This window comes from Herbaspirillum sp. 1173 (genome assembly GCF_031455335.1).
Classification (GTDB): domain Bacteria; phylum Pseudomonadota; class Gammaproteobacteria; order Burkholderiales; family Burkholderiaceae_D; genus Herbaspirillum; species Herbaspirillum huttiense.
In genome coordinates, this window is sequence record NZ_JAVDSP010000001.1 from 1,616,072 (window position 1) to 1,637,341 (window position 21,270).

At 62.5% G+C, this 21,270-nt stretch carries 19 protein-coding genes, 5 tRNA genes and 1 riboswitch; of the genes, 11 read left to right on the forward strand and 13 right to left on the reverse strand.

The window, feature by feature from the left end; translation table 11 throughout:
- Positions 1-20: 20 nt before the first annotated feature.
- The 7 genes from J2X56_RS07180 to apbC all read right to left on the reverse strand — a co-directional run bounded on the left by J2X56_RS07180 (position 21) and on the right by apbC (position 3,417).
- Positions 21-96, reverse strand: a tRNA-Glu gene (locus J2X56_RS07180).
- A gap of 73 nt (positions 97-169) precedes the next feature.
- Positions 170-245, reverse strand: a tRNA-Ala gene (locus tag J2X56_RS07185).
- 110 nt (positions 246-355) lie between these two features.
- Positions 356-431, reverse strand: a tRNA-Glu gene (locus J2X56_RS07190).
- 56 nt (positions 432-487) lie between these two features.
- Positions 488-563: transfer RNA gene (locus J2X56_RS07195), tRNA-Glu, on the reverse strand.
- 80 nt (positions 564-643) lie between these two features.
- A tRNA-Ala gene (locus J2X56_RS07200) sits at positions 644-719 on the reverse strand.
- 73 nt (positions 720-792) lie between these two features.
- The gene (gltX, locus tag J2X56_RS07205; RefSeq protein ID WP_134136077.1) at positions 793-2,193 is read right to left on the reverse strand and encodes a glutamate--tRNA ligase; all 1,401 of its coding nucleotides are present in this window, start codon (positions 2,191-2,193) and stop codon (positions 793-795) included.
- 135 nt (positions 2,194-2,328) lie between these two features.
- The gene (gene apbC, locus J2X56_RS07210) at positions 2,329-3,417 is read right to left on the reverse strand and encodes an iron-sulfur cluster carrier protein ApbC (protein WP_134136079.1); all 1,089 of its coding nucleotides are present in this window, start codon (positions 3,415-3,417) and stop codon (positions 2,329-2,331) included.
- Between the two features lie 230 nt (positions 3,418-3,647).
- Here apbC and metG point away from each other — a divergent pair, with 230 nt between their 5' ends.
- From metG to J2X56_RS07245, 7 genes are all read left to right on the forward strand, one after another.
- Complete coding sequence (metG, locus tag J2X56_RS07215; protein ID WP_134136081.1) at positions 3,648-5,699, forward strand: methionine--tRNA ligase; 2,052 nt, start codon at positions 3,648-3,650, stop codon at positions 5,697-5,699.
- A 41-nt stretch (positions 5,700-5,740) separates the two neighbouring features.
- Positions 5,741-6,220, forward strand: coding sequence for a GNAT family N-acetyltransferase (locus tag J2X56_RS07220; RefSeq protein WP_039784909.1), 480 nt, complete (start codon positions 5,741-5,743; stop codon positions 6,218-6,220).
- A gap of 223 nt (positions 6,221-6,443) precedes the next feature.
- The gene (locus tag J2X56_RS07225; protein ID WP_039784908.1) at positions 6,444-7,424 is read left to right on the forward strand and encodes a sugar-binding transcriptional regulator; all 981 of its coding nucleotides are present in this window, start codon (positions 6,444-6,446) and stop codon (positions 7,422-7,424) included.
- 24 nt (positions 7,425-7,448) lie between these two features.
- Positions 7,449-8,498, forward strand: coding sequence for an ABC transporter ATP-binding protein (locus J2X56_RS07230; RefSeq protein WP_121042062.1), 1,050 nt, complete (start codon positions 7,449-7,451; stop codon positions 8,496-8,498).
- Positions 8,499-8,552: 54 nt separating this feature from the next.
- The gene (locus tag J2X56_RS07235) at positions 8,553-9,845 is read left to right on the forward strand and encodes an ABC transporter substrate-binding protein (RefSeq protein ID WP_121042064.1); all 1,293 of its coding nucleotides are present in this window, start codon (positions 8,553-8,555) and stop codon (positions 9,843-9,845) included.
- Positions 9,846-9,872: 27 nt separating this feature from the next.
- Positions 9,873-10,748 carry a carbohydrate ABC transporter permease gene (locus tag J2X56_RS07240; protein WP_121042066.1) on the forward strand — a complete coding sequence of 292 codons (876 nt, stop codon included), beginning with the start codon at positions 9,873-9,875 and terminating at the stop codon, positions 10,746-10,748.
- On the forward strand, positions 10,745-11,575 hold the full coding sequence (locus tag J2X56_RS07245; protein ID WP_121042068.1) for a carbohydrate ABC transporter permease: 831 nt from the start codon (positions 10,745-10,747) through the stop codon (positions 11,573-11,575). The genes J2X56_RS07240 and J2X56_RS07245 overlap by 4 nt, the downstream gene beginning before the upstream one ends.
- A 12-nt stretch (positions 11,576-11,587) precedes the next feature.
- Here the strand turns inward: J2X56_RS07245 and J2X56_RS07250 are convergent, their stop codons facing one another.
- On the reverse strand, positions 11,588-12,115 hold the full coding sequence (locus tag J2X56_RS07250) for a hypothetical protein (RefSeq protein WP_121042070.1): 528 nt from the start codon (positions 12,113-12,115) through the stop codon (positions 11,588-11,590).
- 71 nt (positions 12,116-12,186) lie between these two features.
- Between J2X56_RS07250 and J2X56_RS07255 the strand changes: the two genes are divergently transcribed.
- The 4 genes from J2X56_RS07255 to J2X56_RS07270 all read left to right on the forward strand — a co-directional run bounded on the left by J2X56_RS07255 (position 12,187) and on the right by J2X56_RS07270 (position 15,116).
- Positions 12,187-12,390, forward strand: a complete 204-nt coding sequence (locus J2X56_RS07255; protein WP_034337181.1) for a DUF3460 family protein — start codon at positions 12,187-12,189, stop codon at positions 12,388-12,390.
- A 9-nt stretch (positions 12,391-12,399) separates the two neighbouring features.
- Entirely contained in the window at positions 12,400-13,296 is an 897-nt protein-coding gene (locus tag J2X56_RS07260; protein WP_039784902.1) for a ScpA family protein, read from the forward strand.
- A gap of 89 nt (positions 13,297-13,385) precedes the next feature.
- The gene (panC, locus tag J2X56_RS07265) at positions 13,386-14,225 is read left to right on the forward strand and encodes a pantoate--beta-alanine ligase (protein WP_121042072.1); all 840 of its coding nucleotides are present in this window, start codon (positions 13,386-13,388) and stop codon (positions 14,223-14,225) included.
- Between the two features lie 3 nt (positions 14,226-14,228).
- Positions 14,229-15,116, forward strand: coding sequence for a cobalamin-binding protein (locus tag J2X56_RS07270; protein ID WP_121042074.1), 888 nt, complete (start codon positions 14,229-14,231; stop codon positions 15,114-15,116).
- 46 nt (positions 15,117-15,162) lie between these two features.
- On the opposite strand, the gene J2X56_RS07275 is transcribed toward J2X56_RS07270, so the two are convergent.
- The 5 genes from J2X56_RS07275 to J2X56_RS07295 all read right to left on the reverse strand — a co-directional run bounded on the left by J2X56_RS07275 (position 15,163) and on the right by J2X56_RS07295 (position 20,673).
- Positions 15,163-15,792, reverse strand: coding sequence for an outer membrane protein (locus J2X56_RS07275; protein ID WP_158601259.1), 630 nt, complete (start codon positions 15,790-15,792; stop codon positions 15,163-15,165).
- A gap of 327 nt (positions 15,793-16,119) precedes the next feature.
- Positions 16,120-16,719, reverse strand: coding sequence for an outer membrane protein (locus J2X56_RS07280; protein ID WP_121042078.1), 600 nt, complete (start codon positions 16,717-16,719; stop codon positions 16,120-16,122).
- Positions 16,720-16,884: 165 nt separating this feature from the next.
- Positions 16,885-17,685 carry an ABC transporter ATP-binding protein gene (locus J2X56_RS07285; RefSeq protein WP_134136211.1) on the reverse strand — a complete coding sequence of 267 codons (801 nt, stop codon included), beginning with the start codon at positions 17,683-17,685 and terminating at the stop codon, positions 16,885-16,887.
- Positions 17,686-17,690: 5 nt separating this feature from the next.
- Positions 17,691-18,674 carry an iron ABC transporter permease gene (locus J2X56_RS07290; protein WP_199725075.1) on the reverse strand — a complete coding sequence of 328 codons (984 nt, stop codon included), beginning with the start codon at positions 18,672-18,674 and terminating at the stop codon, positions 17,691-17,693.
- A gap of 22 nt (positions 18,675-18,696) precedes the next feature.
- A complete protein-coding gene (locus tag J2X56_RS07295; RefSeq protein WP_134136085.1) occupies positions 18,697-20,673 on the reverse strand; it encodes a TonB-dependent receptor in 1,977 nt (658 codons plus the stop codon).
- Between the two features lie 79 nt (positions 20,674-20,752).
- Positions 20,753-21,030, reverse strand: a riboswitch (cobalamin riboswitch).
- Between the last annotated feature and the right edge of the window lie 240 nt (positions 21,031-21,270).

Here is a 21,270-nt window from a genome sequence, read left to right on the forward strand (position 1 = left end):
CTTGCGCGGGCTTTTTTATTTGGCGTCCCCTGGGGGATTCGAACCCCCGTACTCACCGTGAAAGGGTGATGTCCTAGGCCTCTAGACGAAGGGGACAAAACGGTCACAACTACAACATTCCTCGAATCAGCTCTTCCGCCAATTCACCCCGCATTTCCATGCGGGTCGCTGGTGGAGGTAAGCGGGATCGAACCGCTGACCTCTTGCATGCCATGCAAGCGCTCTCCCAGCTGAGCTATACCCCCTGCGAAAGGAAAAGTCCCAAACTACAGACTATCCAACCTCAAGGTAGCCTGATCAATCAGACTACTTAAACTTTCCAACAATCCGGCGGCAACCGGACTGCCTCACAACCTGGCGTCCCCTGGGGGATTCGAACCCCCGTACTCACCGTGAAAGGGTGATGTCCTAGGCCTCTAGACGAAGGGGACACTGTACCGCTACATACCTGCGCTGCCTGCTGGGTGACAGCGCAGATATCAAAATCTGGCGTCCCCTGGGGGATTCGAACCCCCGTACTCACCGTGAAAGGGTGATGTCCTAGGCCTCTAGACGAAGGGGACAAGCAGGTACTTCACATTACTTCTTACTTCTACACTTCAAGCTTCGCCTGAAATATCACCGCCAAACATCTGCGGGTCGCTGGTGGAGGTAAGCGGGATCGAACCGCTGACCTCTTGCATGCCATGCAAGCGCTCTCCCAGCTGAGCTATACCCCCGTTGCGAAGAAGCGAGATTATGCAATACCTCTTTTCAAAAGACAACAGCTTTTTGAAAAATAATTTCTTTTTTTCAAAGATATGCCGCCAAGCGTGCCTCTACAGCCTCACGGCCAAACAATTGCAGCACGGCGTCAATGGCCGGCGTCTGCAATTGCCCCGCCACGATCAGGCGCAACGGCATCGCCAGCTGTGGCATCTTGATGCCGTGCGCAGCCAGCACTTCCTTGATCATCGGCGCAATCGCTTCCTTGCTCCACTCCACCGTCGCCACGCGCTGGGCAAAGTCAGCCAGCGCCGGCTTGATCGCCTCGGTAATGTGCTGGGCCACCAGGGCCGCATCCGGGGCCGGCTGGCGATAGAACATCAGCGCCGCAGCCGCAATCTCGTTGACGGTATTGGCACGATCCTTCAGCAGAGCAATCACGGCCGCCAGATCAGGCGCGCCCTCGAACACCGCACCCTGTGCCTGCAGCAGCGGGCGAACCAGATCAGCCAGGCGGGCGTTGTCAGCCAGCTTGATGTAGTGGTTGTTGAGCCAGTTCAGCTTTTCCGGATTGAATTGCGCCGGCGCCTTGGTCAGGTGATCCAGGTCGAACCATTCGCAGAACTGCTGCATCGAGAAAATCTCGTCGTCACCATGACTCCAGCCCAGGCGCGCCAGATAGTTCAGCATGGCCTCAGGCAGATAGCCCTGGGCCGGGTAATCCATCACGCTCACCGCACCGTGGCGCTTGGACAGCTTCTCGCCATCCGCACCCAGGATCATCGGCACGTGGCCATACTCGGGCAGCGTGCCGCCCAGAGCCTTCAGGATATTGATCTGGCGCGGCGTATTGTTCACATGGTCGTCGCCACGGATGACGTGGGTGATCTTCATGTCCCAATCATCCACCACAACACAGAAGTTGTAGGTCGGCGTGCCGTCCGGACGGGCGATCACCAAGTCGTCCAGCTCACGGTTGGAGATGGTGATGGGGCCCTTGACCACATCATTCCAGTTCACCTCGCCGTCTTGCGGATTCTTGAAACGCACCACCGGCTTGCGCCCTTCAGGGATCGCCGGCAAGGTCTTGCCCGGCTCGGGACGCCAGGTGCCGTCGTAGCGCGGCTTCTCGCCGGCCGCACGCTGGCGCTCGCGCATGGCTTCCACTTCTTCCGGGGTGCAATAGCAATAGTAAGCCGTGCCCTGCTCCAGCATCTGGCCGATCACTTCGCGATAGCGATCCATGCGCTTCATCTGGTAGAACGGACCTTCATCATGCTCCAGCCCCAGCCACTGCATGCCCTCGATGATGGCCTGCACCGCTTCCGGGGTGGAACGCTCGACGTCGGTATCTTCGATGCGCAGCACGAAAGTGCCGCCGAAGCGACGGGCATAGGCCCAGGAGAACAGCGCCGTGCGGGCACCGCCCAGGTGCAGGTAGCCGGTGGGGCTGGGAGCGAAACGGGTACGAACTTGAGTGGCAGTCATGATAGCGAGTAAAAATCAGGCCGGTCCTGGAATGCCAGGGCCGGCCATCGGTCAAGCAAAGGAATTCGGAAAGGCGTCATTTTAACGCCTTTGCAGGGCGGCACGCCATGCCGGCGGGACGCCCCGGGGCGGACATCAGTCGTTCTGCACCACGATGCTGGGGAACTTGCTGGTCATGTCGCGCGCCTTCTCGGCCACCTTCACGGCCACCTTGCGGGCGATGGCCTTGTAGATCTCGGCGACCTTGCCATCCGGATCGGCCACCACGGTGGGCTTGCCGGAATCGGTCTGCTGGCGGATTTCCATGGTCAGCGGCAAGGCCCCCAGGAAGTCCACGCCGAAATCCGCACACATCTTCTCGCCACCGCCCACGCCAAAGATGGGCTCGGCATGGCCGCAGTTGGAACAGACGTGCATGCTCATGTTTTCCACGATCCCCAGGATGGGGATGCCGACCTTCTCGAACATGCGCAAACCCTTGCGCGCATCCAGCAGGGCGATGTCCTGCGGGGTGGTGACGATGACCGCACCGGTGACCGGCACCTTCTGTGACAAGGTCAGTTGCACATCGCCTGTACCCGGCGGCATGTCGACGATCAGGTAATCCAGGTCGCGCCAGTTGGTCTGGTCCAGCAATTGCTGCAGGGCTTGCGTGACGATGGGGCCGCGCCAGACCATGGGCTCGTCCGGATCGATCATGAAACCGATGGACGAGACCTGCAGGCCGTGGTTTTCCAGCGGCTCCATGGTCTTGCCATCCTTGGTCTCGGGCTGGCCGGAGATGCCCATCATCATGGGTTGCGAGGGACCATAAATATCGGCATCCAGGATGCCCACGCGCGCGCCCTCGGCCGACAGCGCCAGCGCCAGGTTGACCGCCGTGGTGGATTTGCCTACCCCGCCCTTGCCCGACGCCACGGCGATGATGTTCTTGACGTTGCTCTTGAGCTTGATGCCGCGCTGCACCGCGTGCGCCACGATCTTGAAGTAGACGTTGGCCTCGACTGCGGTCACGCCCGGCAGCTTGCCCAGCGCCTCTTCAACCAGCTGGCGAATAGGCGCAATCTGGCTGGCCGCCGGATAGCCCAGCTCCACATCCAGCAGCACGCGGCCAGCCTCGACGCGGATGTTGCGGGCTTCCTTGCCACGGATCATGTCCTTGCCGGTATTGGGGTCGATCACCTGCAACAGGGCCGCCTTGATCTCTTCCACGGTAATGCTCATTGGTTCTCCTTGCTCAGAACCCGCAAGTCTAAACCAATCGCGCCAGGGCCGCCCTGTGCGGCAATCAAACCACCCTTGCACAACGCTTCACTTTGATTGCAATGGAGCAACTACTGCGCCCAAGGCCCTCTGACTGATAGAATGCCCCTCTTTCATGGCAGTTTTCTTGCAGCTTTCTTGCTTTTTCGGCGCGCACGCGCCTTAACCTACTTGCATCGTCCGTATCGCCAATGAGCACTTCCGCACCTCGCCAACTCTTCGTCACGACCGCACTCCCCTACGCCAACGGCGCTTTCCACATCGGCCACATCATGGAATACATCCAGGCCGATATCTGGGTCCGGTTCCAGCGAATGCAGGGCAATGAGGTGCACTTCGTCGGTGCCGACGACGCCCACGGCGCGCCCATCATGATCGCCGCCGAAAAGGCCAACATCACGCCGCAGCAGTTCGTGGCCAACATTGCCGCCGGCCGCAAGCAGTACCTGGATGGCTTCCACATCGCCTTCGACAACTGGAGCTCCACCGACAGCCCGGAGAACCACGCACTGTCGCAGGAAATCTACCGCGCGCTGCGCGACGAGGCCAAGCTGATCTCCACCAAGACCATCGACCAGTTCTACGATCCGGTGAAGAACATGTTCCTGCCGGACCGCTACATCAAGGGCGAATGCCCCAAGTGCGGCACCAAGGACCAGTATGGCGACTCCTGCGAGAACTGCAGCGCGGTCTATTCGCCGACCGACCTGAAGAATCCTTACTCGACCCTCTCGGGCGCAACCCCGGTGATGAAGTCGTCTGAACATTTCTTCTTCAAGCTCTCGGATCCGAAGTGCGTGGCCTTCCTGCGCGAATGGGCACTGGACAGCAACCGCCTGCAACCGGAAGTGGCCAACAAGGCCCGCGAGTGGCTGGATGGCGAAGACGGCCTGGGCGACTGGGACATCAGCCGCGACGCGCCCTACTTCGGCATCGAGATCCCGGACGCACCGGGCAAGTACTTCTACGTCTGGCTGGACGCGCCCATCGGCTACCTGGCCTCGCTGAAGAATTACTTCGTCAAGACCGGCCGCGACTTCGACGCCTTCATGGCCGATGACAAGACCGAGCAGTATCACTTCATCGGCAAGGACATCACCTACTTCCACACCCTGTTCTGGCCCGCCATGCTGAAGTTCGCCGGCCGCAAGACGCCGACCAACGTGTTCGCGCACGGCTTCATTACGGTCAGCGGCGAGAAGATGTCCAAGTCGCGCGGCACCGGCATCTCGCCGCTGCGCTACCTGGATATCGGCATGAACCCGGAATGGCTGCGCTACTACATCGCCGCCAAGTTGAATGCCAAGGTGGAAGACGTGGACTTCAACCCGGACGACTTCGTCGCCCGCGTCAACGCCGACCTGATCGGCAAGTACGTCAACATCGCCAGCCGCGCTGCCGGTTTCATCGCCAAGCGCTTCGAAGGTCGTGTTTCCACCCAGTGGGCCACCGCTGACGATGCCTTCCTGGCCAAGCTGCGCGGCGTGGCTGAAGAGATCCGCAGCCTCTACGAGCAGCGCGAATACGGCAAGGCCCTGCGCCTGGTGATGGAGCAAGCCGACGCCATCAACGCTTACGTGGACGCCAACAAACCTTGGGAACTGGCCAAGGACAGCAGCAAGGATGCGCAACTGCACGAAGTCTGCAGCCGCCTGCTGGAAGCCTTCCGCATCCTGACCGTCTACCTCAAGCCGGTGCTGCCGCAACTGGCCGCCCAGGTGGAAGCCTTCCTGCAGGTCCAGCCCTTCCAGTGGAGCGATGTGGCCGTGCCGCTGGCCGATGGCCACGTCATCAATGCCTATTCGCACCTGATGCAGCGCGTCGATCCCAAGATGTTGGATGCTTTGTTCGAAGCGCCGGAAGCGCCCGCAGCGGCAGAAAGCGCCATCGAAGAGCTGGCGCCGGAAATCTCCATCGATGACTTCGCCAAGGTCGACCTGCGCATCGCCAAGATCGTCAACTGCGAAGCGGTGGAAGGCTCCACCAAGCTGCTGCGCCTGACCCTGGATGCCGGTGAAGGCCGCACCCGCAATGTCTTCTCGGGCATCGCCTCGGCCTACAAGCCGGAAGAACTGGTCGGCAAGCTGACCGTGATGGTGGCCAACCTGGCGCCGCGCAAGATGAAGTTCGGTGTCTCCGAGGGCATGGTGCTGGCCGCCTCCGCCAAGGATGAGAAAGCCAATCCGGGCATCTATGTGCTCAACCCCTGGCCGGGTGCCGAGCCGGGCATGCGCGTGCGCTGAGGCATTCGCCGCCGATTGCCTGTGCAGGAGGAAAGAACGTCATGAACCTGGTGATACGTGAAGCCACCTCGGAAGATGCCAGTCTGATCGCCGAACTGACCCGTCACAGCTGGGCCAACAAGGTTGCGCCCAGTTCTTCGGGCCACCGCGAAGCCCCCGACCATGTGCAGGAAGACCTGCAGCATGGCGGCGCCTTCATCCTGCTCAGTGGCGAGACGCCTGCCGGTTCGGTGCGCTGGCTGCCTCTGGACACCGAAAGCGATGTCTGGGAAATCCGCCGCATGGGCATCGCCCCGGCGTTCCGGGGTGAACGCCTGTCCCAGCACCTGATGGAAGCCCTGATCCATCGTGCCCAGTCAGCCGATGTGCGCGAATTGCGGCTGGCGGTACGCACCGATCAGGTGCAGTTGGTAGACCTGTATGCCGCCTTCGGCTTCGAGATCGCGCCGGAACTGGAGTACACCCGCGCCAATCCGCAGGAAGCCCCGCCCATCGTGATGCGGCGCGTGATGCGGCACTGATGTTTCTCCTCCTGTGATCCCCCTTGAAAGCGACGCCTGATGCGTCGCTTTTCTTTTGCCTCGCCGCCACACCAGCAAATTGGAACGTTTGTTCATCAAGCGGTAACAATCGCTCGCTACCATCGTGAAAACGTTGTCAGGAGGCCCAGCCCGCCTGGCCTGCCGGGGGGGCAGTCCGAGGGCATGCGCCAAAAGTTCACATTCACTGGTAAGCACAATAACAATGGCCCAAGGGGATAGACAGGAAACTGCCTACATGGCGGTCCGCGTTGCGCGGCTCTACTACTTCCAGAACATGACCACCGCCGCGATTGCCGACGAAATCGGCACTTCGCGCGCGACCGTCTCGCGCCTGCTGTCCTTCGCACTGGAGCGCGGACTGGTGGAAATCCGCGTACACGATCCGCAGCAGGTCTCCGGCAGCCTGGAAGCGGCCATCGCCCATCACTATCGGCTGCGGTCGATCCAGGTGGTACCCGTGGCGGCCGCAGCCACCGACAAGGAAACCCTGCAGCGGGTCACCTGCCACGCTGCTGCCTACGTCAATTCCCTGGTCACGCCGGGTACCGTCATCGGCCTGGCCTGGGGCACGACCGTGGCGCAGATCGCCGACCAGCTGCTGCCGCGCCATGTGCATGACGTGGACGTTGTCGCCTTGAACGGTTCGGGCAGCGGTGCCAGCTTCATCAACAGCTTCAGCGAATCCATCGTCTCGCGCTTTGCCCAGAACTATGGTGCGCGCGCCCATCACCTGCCGGTGCCGGCCTTCTTCGACTATCCCGAAACGCGCACGGCGCTGTGGCGAGAAAAGAGCATCAAGGCCATCCGCGACCTGCAGGAACGTGCCTCCATCCTGCTGTTCTCCATCGGGGCCGAGGCCACCGGCAGCTATATCCATACCGCCGGCTATCTGGGTGAAGAAGAACGCCAGATCCTGCGCGACGAAGGCCTGGTCGGCGACATCGCCACCGTCTTCTTCCGCGCCGATGGTTCCTGGCGCGATGTGGCCTTCAATGCCCGCAACAGCGGCCCGGACATGGAATGCTTTGCGCGCGCCGCGCATTCGCTGTGCGTGGTCTCCGGCACCGGCAAGCTGCCGGGCCTCAAAGCCGCATTGCGCGGCGGCTTCATCAACGAACTGATCATCGACGAACCGAGCGCGCGCCTGCTGGTGGAGCAGATCCGCAGCGGCGCGGCGGCGTGATCGCATCTCCACGAGGAAACCAGCATGGCAGCCATCTCCTTGCAGGGCGTCTGCAAGCACTGGGGTCAAGCCCAGGCGGTGAGCAACATCGATTTTGAGGTCAAGTCGGGGCAGTTCACCGTCCTGCTGGGGCCTTCCGGCTGCGGCAAGTCGACCACCCTGCGCCTGATCGCGGGACTGGACAAACCCACTTCCGGCAGCATCCACATTGGCGGCCGCGATGTCACGCAACTGCCCCCGGCCCAGCGCAAGATTTCCATGGTGTTCCAGTCGTATGCGCTGTTCCCGCACCTGAGCGTGCGCGACAACATTCTCTTCGGCGTGCGCGTGCGCAAGGAGCCGCGTGCAGGCCATGCGTCACGCCTGCAGCGCGTGGCCGACATTCTCGGCCTGTCGCACCTGCTGGAACGCCGCCCGGCACAGCTCTCCGGCGGCCAGCAGCAGCGCGTGGCGCTGGGCCGCGCCATCATTGCCGATGCACCGGTGTGCCTGATGGATGAGCCGCTCTCCAACCTCGATGCGCAGCTGCGCCAGGAAATGCGCCGCGAGATCCGCGCCCTGCAGCAGCAGCTGAACATGACCATGGTCTACGTCACCCATGACCAGACCGAAGCCATGAGCATGGCCGACCAGGTGATCCTGCTGCGTGAAGGCCGCATCGAACAGGACGCAGCGCCCGCCGATCTCTACGCCCAGCCGGCCACGGCCTTTGCCGCCCGCTTCATCGGCACGCCGCCGATGAACCTGCTGCCCCTGCAAGCGCATGCGCAAGGCCTGGCCATTGTCGGCAGCGACGTGGTGCTGCACGAGCTCGGCCAAATACCCCTGCAACTCGGGCTGCGCCCTGAACACATCCGCCTGGCAGCGGCCAGCGAGGCCACTGCGTCCGCCCAGGTGGAAACGGTCGAATACTTCGGTGCCGACACCATCATCGGCGCGCGCATCGGCAGCGCCTCGCTGCTGGTGCGCGCGCCGGGGCAACACCGGTTCAACGCGGGCGAAACGGTCCACCTGGCCTGGGATGCCCGCGACCAGTATTTCTTCGAACAGGAGAGCGGCCTGCGCCGGTCCTGATCCGTAAAACGATTTCCGCAGCAAGCCAACCCATCCACCTCATGGAGATGCATCATGCGTAGAACCTTCCTCAAGTCCCTGGCCGCCCTGGCTGTCTCAGCCGCTTTCTGTGCGCCGGTGCTGGCCGCCAATCCGGTCGAGATCAGCTTCTATTACCCGGTCGCCGTGGGCGGCGCGGTCACCAAGACCATCGACAGCATGGTGGCCGATTTCGAGAAGGCCAATCCCGACATCAAGGTCAAGGCCATCTATGCCGGCACCTACCAGGAAAGCATCGTCAAGGCACTGACCGCCTTCAAGGGCGGCACCCCGCCAACCCTGGCCGTGCTGCTCTCGACCGACCTCTTCACCCTGATCGACGAGAACGCCATCGTCCCGATCGACAGCCTGGCCAGCAGCGCCGAAGACAAGAAGTGGATCGACGGCTTCTACAAGGGCTTCATGGAAAACAGCCAGACCGAAGGCAAGACCTGGGGCATTCCCTTCCAGCGCTCGACCATCGTGATGTACTACAACAAGAACCTGTTCAAGGAAGCCGGCCTGAACCCCGACAAGGCCCCGGCCAACTGGAACGAGATGGTGGAAGCCGCCAAGAAGCTGACCAAGCGCGATGCCGCCGGCAACGTCAGCCAGTGGGGTGTGAAGATTCCTTCCACCGGCTTCGGCTACTGGATGTTCCAGGCCATGACCGCTTCCAATGACACGATCCTCATGAACAGCGCCGGCACCAAGACCTACTTCGACAAGCCGGGCGCCGTGCAGGCCCTGCAGCACTGGGTCGACCTGACCACAAAAGACAAGGTGATGCCGGCCGGTTCCATCGAATGGGGCACCACGCCCAAGGACTTCCTGGAGCAGAAGGCTGCCATGGTCTGGACCACCACTGGCAACCTGACCAACATCCGCACCAACGCCAGCTTCCCCTTCGGCGTGGCCATGCTGCCCGGCATCAAGCATCCGGGCAGCCCCACCGGCGGCGGCAACTTCTACGTCTTCAACAAGACTTCGCCGGCCGAGCAGCAGGCCGCCATGAAGTTCATCCGCTTCGCCACCGAGCCGGCGCGCGCGGCACAGTGGTCCATTGCCACCGGCTATGTGGCCCCGCGCCAGGATGCCTGGGATACCCCGGAAATGAAGAAATATTTGCAGGACGTCCCGGCCGCCGACGTGGCGCGCGAGCAGATGAAGTATGGCGTGGCTGAACTGTCCACCCACGACAACCAGCGTGTGACCAAGGCCTTGAACGACAACCTGCAGGCAGCGCTGTCCGGCACCAAGACCCCGGAGGCTGCCCTGAAGGATGCCCAGCGCGAAGCCGAGCGCATCCTGCGCGCCTACGGCCGCTAAGCGCGGTCCGTTGCACAAGGCCTGCCGATGAAACGCCTGCCCTCCTCCGTGCTGCCCTGGCTGCTGCTGTCACCGGCCATGGTGCTGCTGATCGCCTTCACGCACTATCCGGCGCTGGCCACGCTCTGGCACAGCTTCTTTTCCACGCCCAAGGGAGGCCGCCCATCGGTCTTCGTCGGACTGGAGAATTACCGGCTGATGGCGGAGGATCCGGTGTTCTGGCAGGCCCTGTGCAACAACCTCTGGTTCGCCCTCGGCACCATCCCGCTGGCCATCGCCTTGGCCATCCTGATGGCGCTGTGGGTCAACGAGAAACTGGCCGGGCGCGGCGTACTGCGCCTGGCCTATTTCACGCCGACGGTGCTGCCGATGATCGCGGTGGCCAATATCTGGCTGTTCTTCTATACCCCGCAATACGGCTTGCTGGAGCAGATCACCGGTGCGCTGGGCCTGCCCTCGCACAATTGGCTGGGCAATCCGCAGACCGTACTGGGTGCGCTGATGGTGGTGGCGGTGTGGAAGGAAGCCGGATTCTTCATGATCTTCTACCTGGCCGCCCTGCAGCAGATCTCACCGGTGCTGGCCGAAGCCGCCGCACTTGAAGGGGCCACGCGCTGGCAATATTTCTGGCGCGTGCAGTTCCCGCTGCTCATGCCCACCACACTCTTCGTGCTGATCAATGCGCTCATCAACGCTTTCCGCCTGGTGGATCACATCGTGGTGATGACCAAGGGCGGACCGGACAACGCCAGCTCCCTGCTGCTGTACTACATCTATGAAGTTGGCTTCGCCTTCTGGGATTCTTCCTACGCTGCAGCCCTGACGGTAGTGCTGCTGGCCCTGCTGGGGCTGATTGCGCTGGTGAAGTTTCGTGTACTTGACCGCAGGACCCACTATCAATGATCGCGCCTACCTCACCCTTCGCTGAGCGCCATCGTGCGCTGGAAACCGTCGCTGCCTGGGTGCTGGCGCTGCTGTGGCTACTGCCGCTGCTGTACGCGCTGTGGACGGCCTTCCATCCGGCCGCCTACGCCACCCGCTTCGTGCCGGATGCACCGCTGACGCTGCAGAATTTTGCCAACGCCTGGCATGCCGCGCCGTTTCCGCGCTATTTCCTCAACACCTTCCTGCTGGTGACGATGATCCTGGCGGCGCAGCTGGTGCTGGCCACGCTGGCCGCGTATGCGTTTGCCCGCTTCACTTTTCGGGGCAGCAATGTGATGTTCATGCTGGTACTGCTGCAACTGATGGTGATGCCCGACATCCTGATCGTGGAGAACTACCAGACCATGAACCTGCTGGGTCTGCGCGACACCATCCTCTCGATTGGCCTGCCCTACTTCGCCTCGGCGTTCGGCATCTTCCTGCTGCGCCAGACCTTCAAGACGGTGCCGCGCGAGCTGGATGAAGCGGCAACCGTGGAAGGCGCCTCGGCCTGGCAGATCCTGATGCAGGTCTATGTGCCGCTGGCCAAGCCGATCTATATCGCCTTCGGGCTGGTCTCGGTCAGTACCCACTGGAACAACTTCCTGTGGCCGCTGATCGTGACCAATTCGGTGGAATCGCGCCCGCTGACGGTGGGGCTGCAGGTGTTCTCCTCCACCGACCAGGGGGTGGACTGGTCCATCATCACGGCGGCCACGCTGATGACTTCTGCGCCTTTGCTGCTGGCGTTCCTGCTGTTCCAGCGGCAATTCGTGCAGTCGTTCATGCGGGCGGGGATACGCTGAACCCGCAGCGCTTCAGTGGCCCGAGATTTCAGAAATCGAGGTGCGCACGACCTGCTTGGTGGTGATGTCGAAATGCACGTTGAAAAGCCGGTCCTCGTGCACGTAGCGATACTTCCAGTCCCACACTTCCTCATTCTTGCGGGCGAACTGCACCACGCTGCGCGGCCGGCCGAATTCGCGCCGGATCTGCTCGGTGCTCATGCCGGGACGAATGGTGTCGAAATGATCCTGCGTCAGCACCTGCGTGTAGTCGATCAGCGTACCGGAGGCCCCGATACGGAACATCCAGGTCCGGATGCCTTCCGGTCCCTTGGGGTATTCCAGGGTCCTGGCCCCGCCCCCGTCTTCCCAGACGGTATCGGGCTGGCCCATTACGCCGCGCACGTCGGCTTCGCTGGAAACACCCTTTTGCAGCTTGTCCAAACCGAACTCCTCGATGGGATTGCCATTGCGGTCGCAGCCAAACATGGCCAGAGCGACAAGCAAAGCGCCGAAATGACCGGCGTGGCGACGCAGGCGGGTGAAGATGGGTTCACGCATAGGTAATTGATTATCCCTGATGAAGACAAGGTAAAATACGGCTTCTGTGTAACATTTGGCCTGAAAATATCATGCTCTTCGGAAAAAAGACCACCTACGTATCTGAAATCACCCAGTTCATCGACGAACTGAAGACGAAGAACCCGAAGCTGGAAGAGTCCCAACGCGCCGGCCGCGCCCTGCTGTGGGACAAGGAACCGCTGGACCTGGACAAGTCCGCCCGTGACAAGGCTTCGCGCGTGGCCCAGCAGCCCTACGTCTACCAGAGCCACTAAGCTGTTCGCATGACGGTTCAAGCAGGTGGCACCGATCCCGCCGGCCAGCCCGGCGCGGAACCCAGCGCCGACGCCATCGACATCACCCCCGCAGGCCAGCAGGACACCACGCCCGACGTGATCGACGGCGTGGCATTGGCACGCCTGTACGGAGAACCGCTGTTCCAGCTGCCCAATGACCTCTACATCCCGCCGGATGCGCTGGAAGTCTTCCTGGAAGCCTTCCAGGGTCCGCTGGACCTGCTGCTGTACCTGATTCGCAAGCAGAACTTCAACATCCTCGACATTCCGCTGGCGCAAGTCACCGCGCAATACCTGGAATACGTCGAGCAGATCCGCAAGCAGAACCTGGAACTGGCCGCCGAGTACCTGCTGATGGCCGCCATGCTCATCGAGATCAAGTCGCGCATGCTGCTGCCGGCCAAGAAGGCCGAGCCCGGCGAGGAGCCGGAAGATCCGCGCGCCGAGCTGGTGCGCCGCCTGCTGGAATATGAACAGATCAAGCTGGCCGCCCAGGAGCTGGACCAGCTGCCGCAAGTCGGCCGCGACTACGTGCGCACCCAGGTCCACATCGAGCAGACCGTGGTCACGCGCTGGCCCGAGGTCGACATCGACGACCTCAAGGCGGTCTGGGCCGATATCCTCAAGCGCGCCAAGCTGACCCAGCATCACCACATCAGCCGCGAAGAACTGTCGGTGCGCGAGCACATGACGGGCATCTTGCGGCGTTTGCAGTCGGCGCGTTTCGTCGAGTTCTCGGACCTCTTCGATCCCTCGCGCGGGGTACCGGTGGTGGTGGTCAACTTTATCGCCCTGCTCGAACTGGCCAAGGAAACGCTCATCGAAATCACCCAGGCCGAAGCCTTCGCGCCCATCTATGTCAGACTGTCGTACTCGCCCAGCTGAGCGGGCGCAGCCGACCGGCAACCGGGGCCGGGCTGCGCAGGCTTGAGCGACAAGCCACGCGACGGTCCGCCCGCAACCAGAGAATCCGCATGAAAATCATTTCCTCCATCGAAGAACTCCGCGACCACCTGCGCGGCCAGTTGCGCACCGCCTTCGTGGCGACCATGGGCAACCTGCACGAAGGCCATCTGTCCCTGATGCGCCTGGCGCGCACCCACGGCGACCCGGTGGTGGCCTCGATCTTCGTGAACCGCCTGCAGTTCGGCCCCAACGAGGACTTCGACAAATATCCCCGCACCTTCCAGGCCGACGTCGAGAAGCTCGAAAAGGAAGGCGTCTACGTCCTCTTCGCCCCCACCGAAAAGGATATGTACCCGGAACCGCAGGAATACCGCGTGCAGCCGCCCAATGACCTGGGCAACATCCTGGAAGGTGAATTCCGTCCCGGCTTCTTCACCGGGGTCTCCACCGTGGTGATGAAATTGTTTTCCTGCGTGCAGCCGCGCGTCGCCGTCTTCGGCAAGAAGGATTACCAGCAGTTGATGATCGTGCGCAACATGGCGCGCCAGTTCGCCCTGCCGACCGAAATCGTGGGCGCCGAAACCTATCGCGCCGAAGACGGCCTGGCCCTGTCCTCGCGCAACGGCTACCTGTCGGCCGAAGAACGCGCCGAAGCGCCGCTGCTCTACCAGGTGCTCAACGACGTGGCCAACGAAGTGCGCGGCGGCCAGCACAACGTCGCCCTGGTCGAGCAACTGGCCATGGAACGCCTGGCCGGCCGTGGCTGGAAGCCGGACTACGTGGCCGTACGCAAGCGCATCGACTTGCAGCCGCCTTCAGCAGCCGACATGGAACAAGGCGCGCCGCTGGTCGTGCTGTCTGCCGCCAAGCTGGGTGCCACGCGCCTGATCGACAACCTGGAAATCTGATCCATGCGTGTGCTGGCGGCCTGGCTGCTGTCCCTCACCGGATTGCTGGCGGCCGGCGCAGCCCACGCCAGCATCACCGTCCAGGATGACCTGGGCCAGAACGTCACCCTGCTACAGCCGGCGCGCCGCATCGTCAGCCTGGCCCCACATGTTACCGAACTGCTGTACGCGGCCGGCGCCGGCGAGCAGATCGTCGGCGCCAGCAATCACAGCGACTATCCCCCGCAAGCTGCCCGCCTGCCCAACCTGGGCGGCTACAACGCGCTCGACCTGGAGCGCATCGCCAGCCTCAAACCCGATCTGGTCGTGGCCTGGCACAGCGGCAACAAACCCCTGCAACTGGCGCGCCTGCGCAGCCTGGGCATTCCCGTCTTCGAGAGCCAGCCGGCCGATTTCGGCATGATCGCTACTTCGCTGGAACGACTGGGCCAGTTGGCCGGTACCGAGGCCACCGCCCAAGCGGCGGCGACTGCCTTCCGTGCGCGTTGGCAGCAGCTGGAAGCGCAATATCGCGGCCGTACGCCGGTGAGCGTGTTCTATCAGATCTGGAGCCAGCCTCTGATGACGCTCAACGGCCAGCACATGGTGTCGTCGGTGCTGCGCCTGTGCGGCGGACGCAATATCTTCGCCGACCTGCCGCAACTGGCGCCTACGGTCAGTGTGGAGTCGGTGCTGGCAGCAGATCCTCAAGTGATTCTCACGGCAGGCGATGCGCGCGACCAGCCGCTGGAGCGCTGGAAGGCCTTTCCCCGCCTGCGAGCCGTGCGCGACGGGCAGCTCCATACCGTCAATGCGGATTGGCTGAACCGCGCCGGGCCACGGGTGCTGGAGGCGGCGCAGGAAGTGTGCGGGAAGCTGGATCAGGCACGACAAGCAACAAGCGCTCAATAAAAACATCCCTCACGAGGAGGGATGTGCGGCTTCAGACTGAAGGTATTCAGAAGCGATATTTCAGGCCAGCGCTCAGGAGATTGGCATTGACTGAAACACCATCCTCCCAGGAACCGCCCACACGCTGCAGACGGGTGTAAGCGCCATTGATGCTGAAGCGGGAAGTCAGGTCATATTCGTAGCCGATCCCCAACTGGTAACCAATACCGGACTGCGCGTGGGAAGTGGATCTGCGGTACGCATAGGGCCCTTCCTCTGCGGCCTCCAGAGAGACCTGGGAATGCATCAGGCCTCCTTTCAGATACAGCCCGGGAATGAACGCGGTCAATTTGTAGATCGCAAGCAGGTCGAAACCATGGGTGTTGGCCGTCAGATGCCAGCGATAGGGGCCAGCGTTGCGTTCTTCTCGCTTGAAATCACCCAGATGGAAATATCCCGATTCCAGGGAAAAATTGGGAGTGAACTGATAGCCGACGGACAGCCGCACGGCACCAGCCCGGGCGCTTTCGTCATATTCGTCTCGTGACGGGCCGTCATTGCCGTCGTTGACGGCATAGCTGACCGAGCCGCCTTCCAGACCGACATAGATGCCGGTCGCCGGCCTGGACTCCTGCGCAAAGCCCACGGTCGACATAGCCAATGCCGCAGTGGCGGCGATTAAATGGATTACCTTCATCTGCATATCTCCCACGAAGTTGATCGAATCGTTGCGATCCCGGAGGCGTGTGCCGCTGCCCTCGGGAACGAGCTCCTGACGTAGCACGGAGGTGCTGTGCCAAGCCGGGCGCGATCATAGGAGTTGATGAGGAGAAGTCATCCGAATGCGAGAAAAATGAGTATTTTCCTCGATGAATAGCGAAGGTCCGCTCGAAATGGAATGAAGTGCAAGCGAAAAAACAAGTCGCTACAGGGGCTGGCATGGGTGCCTGTACGCTGCATGCGAACGAAAAAAAATCCCTCCACCAGGGAGGGATTTCAAGACCCGCAAAACTGCAGGTAAAGCTTAGAACTTGTACTTCACGCCAGCCGAGTACAGATTCATCTTGTTGTCGCTTTCGCCACCCAGCTTTTCGAAGCGGGTGTAGCCAACGTTGATGCCAACGTTCTTCGCCACGGCGAACTCATAGCCCAGGCCGTACAGGTAACCGGTACCGGTTTGCGAGAAGGAGCTCGTGCCGGACGGCTGGCTCAGTTCCAGGGAAACCTTGGAACGGGTCGCACCCGCCTTCAGGTACAGGCCTGGCACGAATTCGGTGAACTTGTAGATCACGGACAGATCGGCGCCCTTGACGTCAGCCTTGACGTTGTAACGCACGGTACCGGTGCGGTTGGTACCGTCTTGCTTGAAGTCGTCGGTGGCGAAGTAACCCAGTTCGATCGCGAAGTTCTTGTTGATCTGATAACCAACCAGGGCGCGCAGGGCACCGGTTTCGTTGGTTTCGGAGGTCTTCACGCCGTTGGTCGGGGTAGCGATGCTGCTGATGGTGGCGACGCCGCCTTCCAGGCCGATGTACACGCCGCTGTCAACGGTCTGCGCTGCCACCGAACCGGCGGCCATCATTGCTGCGATTGCTGCAACTGCTGCTGCGATATTCTTTTTCATTCCTGATATCCCTAAATAATTGTCAGTACTTCGTCAGGGTTTTCCCCGGCGGCAATTATATCGGGAGGCGAGAATTCGTAAATATTGGTAAAGAGTTTTCTGTTGATTTTTTGAGCTCTTTTGCTGAAAAACAACATATCAGCAGATGAGAATACGAAGCTTCTTTCAAACCCTGCGCTTCTCCTGCTCACCCTGGCTCGCCACGAAAACCACACCGTCCAGGCTTGCGACCGGGAAGAAGCGGCATCCATACGCCGCCTCCAGCGCTGCAGGCTGCAGGATGGCTTCCGCGGTGCCGCCGTGCGCGGTGCTGCCGTCGAGCAGCAGGATATGCGAGGCAAAGCGCCGCGCCAGATTGATATCGTGACAACTGGCTACCACGGCCCTGCCCTCCTGCGCCCATTCCTGCAGCAATTGCATTACCTGCAATTGGGCCGCGATATCCTGATGCGAGGTCGGCTCATCCAGCAGACAGAGCGCGGGAGCCTGCACCAGCAAGGTCGCCAGCGCCACGCGCTGGCGCTCCCCGCCGGACAGCCGCAACAGATCCTGTCCCGCCAAGCCGGACAGGCCGACCTGTTCGAGGGCGGACAAGGCCAGCGCGCTGTCCTTCTCCGGCGCGCCCCAGCCATCGCCATGGGCAAAGCGGCCCGCCATGACGGCATCCAGCACCTGCAGCGAAAACGCATCCTGTTGATGTTGCAACAGCAGGCCGCGCTGCAAGGCCAGTTGCGACGGCGAAAAGGACGACAGCGCCCTTCCCTGCAGCAGAACCTCGCCGGCATGCGCCGCCTGCAAGCCGGCCAGTACATGCAGCAGGCTGCTTTTGCCGACCCCGTTGCGCCCCAGCACGCACCAGAATTCACCCGCGCGCACCTGCCAGTCCAGCGCCTGCAGCAGGACACGCTCACCCGCGCACACCGCCAGCTGGCGGGTCTGCAGAACGGGCACTGAAGAATGCGTCATATTCGTCATGGGCGGCTCCGCGCCAGCAGCCACAGGAACATTGGCACGCCCACCAGTGCCGTGATCACTCCCACCGGCAGTTGCACCGGTGCGGCCACGGTACGCGCCAGCAAATCCGCCAGCGTCAGCATGGCCCCGCCGCCAAGGACACAGGCCGGCAGCAGCAGGCGCTGGTCATTGCCGACCAGCAGGCGCAAGCCATGCGGCACCACCAGTCCGACGAAGCCGATGGTCCCCGCCATCGCCACGGCACCGGCCGTGCAGGCCGCCGTTACACACAGAAGCATCACCCGCAGCCGCATCACCGGCACGCCCAGCAACTGCGCAAAGGCATCGCCGCGTGCCAGCAGATTGAGCGAGGGCGCATGACGCCAGCTCCACAGCAATGCCAGCAGCAACACCGGTGCCATCAAGGACAGCAGGCGCGCATCGTCGAGGTCGCCGATCAGCCAGAACACCATGCCGCGCAACTGCGCATCCGGCGCAATCGACAGCGCCAGCGAAATCAGCGCACCGAATCCCGCTGCCAGCATCACACCCGTCAGCAACAGGCGCTGGCTGGACAACAAGGGAGACACCGCCAGATGCCGCAGCGAGGGACGCACCAGCCCGAACAGCAGCAGCATCGCCAGCCCCGCGCCCAGCAAGGCGCCGGGTGCGGTGACGGCCTGTACCGGCCAGCCCAGCCGCAGGGCTGCCAGCATGGCCAGCAAGGCCCCGGCCGCCGAACCGCCCGACAAGCCCAATACATAGGGATCGGCCAGCGGATTGCGCAACAGTACCTGCATCAGCGCCCCCGACAGGGCCAGCGCGCCGCCCACGGCAAAGGCGGTCAGCGCGCGTGGCACGCGCAGCGACAGCAGCATCGCCAACTGGTCGGCGGAGGCCGAAGGACGCAAACAGCCAGTACTGCCGCACAGCACCGCCGCCGACAAGGCCAGCAGGGACAGCAGCAGCAAGGTGCACAGCACAGGCAGGTAACGTCGCATCGGGGCCAGGATCAGGTCAGCATCAGAAGTCGTAGCGGGCGGTGAATTTCAAGGCCCGTCCGTCCTCCGGATAGATGCCCGAGACCGCCCCGCCACTGCAGTCATACGCCTGCGAGTAATACTTGCGATCAGCCAGATTGGTCCCCGTGACGGCAAATTCCCAGGCGCTGACACGCACCGCATACCGCGCATCGAAGGTAGTGAACGAAGGCATGCGCGCGCAGGTGTTGGCGAAGTCGTTGCCCATGCGCTGGCGGTCCACCCAGCGTGCACCGACGTCGGCGCTTTGCTGTCCGGACTTCCAGTTCAGGCGGGTCGACAGGGTATTGGCCGGCACCAGCGCCAGTTGCTTGCCGCTGTTGTCGCCTTCCTCGAAACGCGCATTGATGTGCTGGTAGGTGGCACTCCAGCCCAGGGTCTCGGTCAGCTGCACACGGCCTTCCAGTTCCACACCCTGATGGCGGGTGGGGGCCAGGTTGCTGTTGGCCCCGAAGCCACCGTTGGCGGTCGGGTCATAATACAGCTCGTCGCGCACGCGATGGCGGAACCAGCGCAGCGTCACCTGGCGCGCCGTATGGCCCAGGGTCGCGCCCAGTTCCAGGTCATGCGAGACCTGCGGTTTCAGGACCGCGCCGCTGGGCAAGGCCGTGAAGCCGTTCTCGTCGGCAGTTGCCAGACGATAGCTCTGGCCGGTCTTGACGAAGCCGCGCAGCAGCGGCAGCGGCGCATAGCTGGCTTGCAGATCCCAGGCATTGACGGCGCTGGTGCGGCCATAGGCGCCGGAATCGCTCTGCTGGGTGAACTGCTCGCGGCGCACGCCGGCAGCGAGGCGGGCGTTGCGGTCAAACTCGATTTCATCGCGCAGGTACAGCGCCTTCGAATGCTGGGAGGCATCGCTGTTGCCATAGCTGGCATTGGTGGCCGAACTCCATTCGGCCAGGTCCACACCGGCAATGGCTTCGTTCTTCCACAGGCCGCTGTCGAGCACGTGACGCAGGCGCGGCGAGAACTGGGTGGTCCGGATGTTGGCTTGCGCGGTGGAGCCGCTGCTGACATAGGTGGAGCGCGAAATCTTCTCCCGATGCGACAGCTCGGCCGCCACGTCGAAGGCACCGAAGCGGCGCTCGAGGAAGGCCGTGATGCTGTCATTGTCGTAGGAGCCATGATCCAGCGGCTTGCTGGTCTGGCGCGCATTGGCGTCATATTGCGCCTGGCTCAGGCTGCCCGGCAGGCCGAAATCGGCGCGCGACAAGTTGGCGCGCAGGCCGAAGCGCCAGTCGCTGGCGAACCACTGCACCGTGGTACTGAAATTTTCCTGATTGGACTTGCTGTTGTCGCGCCAGTTGTCGGCATGCGACTTGGCATAGCTGGCGTCGATGGACATGTTGTCCCAGCCGCGCGAAACCGCTGCCCGGCCGGCGCGCTGACCGTTGCTGCCGACCTCGCCGATCACGGTTCCGCGCACGGTATTGGCCTGCGGGCGGCGCGTGATGATCTGGATGGTGCCGCCGGTAGCGCCGCTGCCATACAGCACGCTGCTGCCGCCGCGCACGATCTCGATGCGCTCGATGGTTTCGATGGGGATCGCCGACAGCAGCGGCGTGGCCAGTTCATTCTCGGAAATGCGCACGCCATCGACCAGCACCACCATGTTCTGGTCGCCATTGGTGCCGAAGCCGCGCAGGTCCAGCGGGAAGTCGCGCGGGCCGGACAGGCTCTGGCGCCCATAGACGCCGCCCAGCTTGCGGATGGCTTCGTTGGCGTTGTCGATGCCGGCTTCGCGGATCTGCTCGGCGGTGATGACGGTGGCAGCGACCGGCGGGAATGCCGGATCATTGGGGAAGCGCGAGGCCGAGACCACTACCGCCGACAGCGGCTGGCTGGTATCGGCGGCGTGGGTCGAGGCTGCGAAAGCCGAAAGAATCAGCGCACTGGCAGTGCGCAGGGCAATACGGGGGCGAGGACCGCCACAGCGGGCCTGGAAATAAGCGATATGCATGAAAAATCAGGTAAAGAATCTGTGCAGCCAGCCTCCCCGCGGGCCGCAATCAACGGAAAACCGCACCAATACTGGCTGTGCGGGCTCCTCCTGTTCTGGCCGGTCTCCGGACTGCAGGCATGACCATCGGCCTTCCCATGTGGCGAAGTGAACGTTCGCGCAAAAACACAGTGGCGTGGAAGAGGTCTCGCCGGCGAGACGCGACGCATCGTCACATCGTCGCCGGCACCTGGTTACCGTTGCGGGGGCAGTACACCTTGGCTGACCGCCCTGCTGGCTGCAGGCGGCCTGGCGCGTGTTTCCCGTTTAACTGCCGGCGAGGACACGCCGGCGGGCACCAAAACCGCGCCATTGTAGGCGTGCAGCGTACACGCCACAAGCCGCAGCACCCAGGTGATGTAAATCAGCACAAGCGGGACAGCCGCAATTGCTTTCAGGAAAAAGCCGGATAAAATCCATCCTCAGCAGTGATATATAGAAAAAATTCGATTTTTCTATCAAAAAACATTTGAATCGCGGTTCTTGCCAATTTTTTGTGGTGGGGCCGAAAAATTGAAACAAATGGGGGATTTCACTCGCTGTTTGGCCGATGAGATC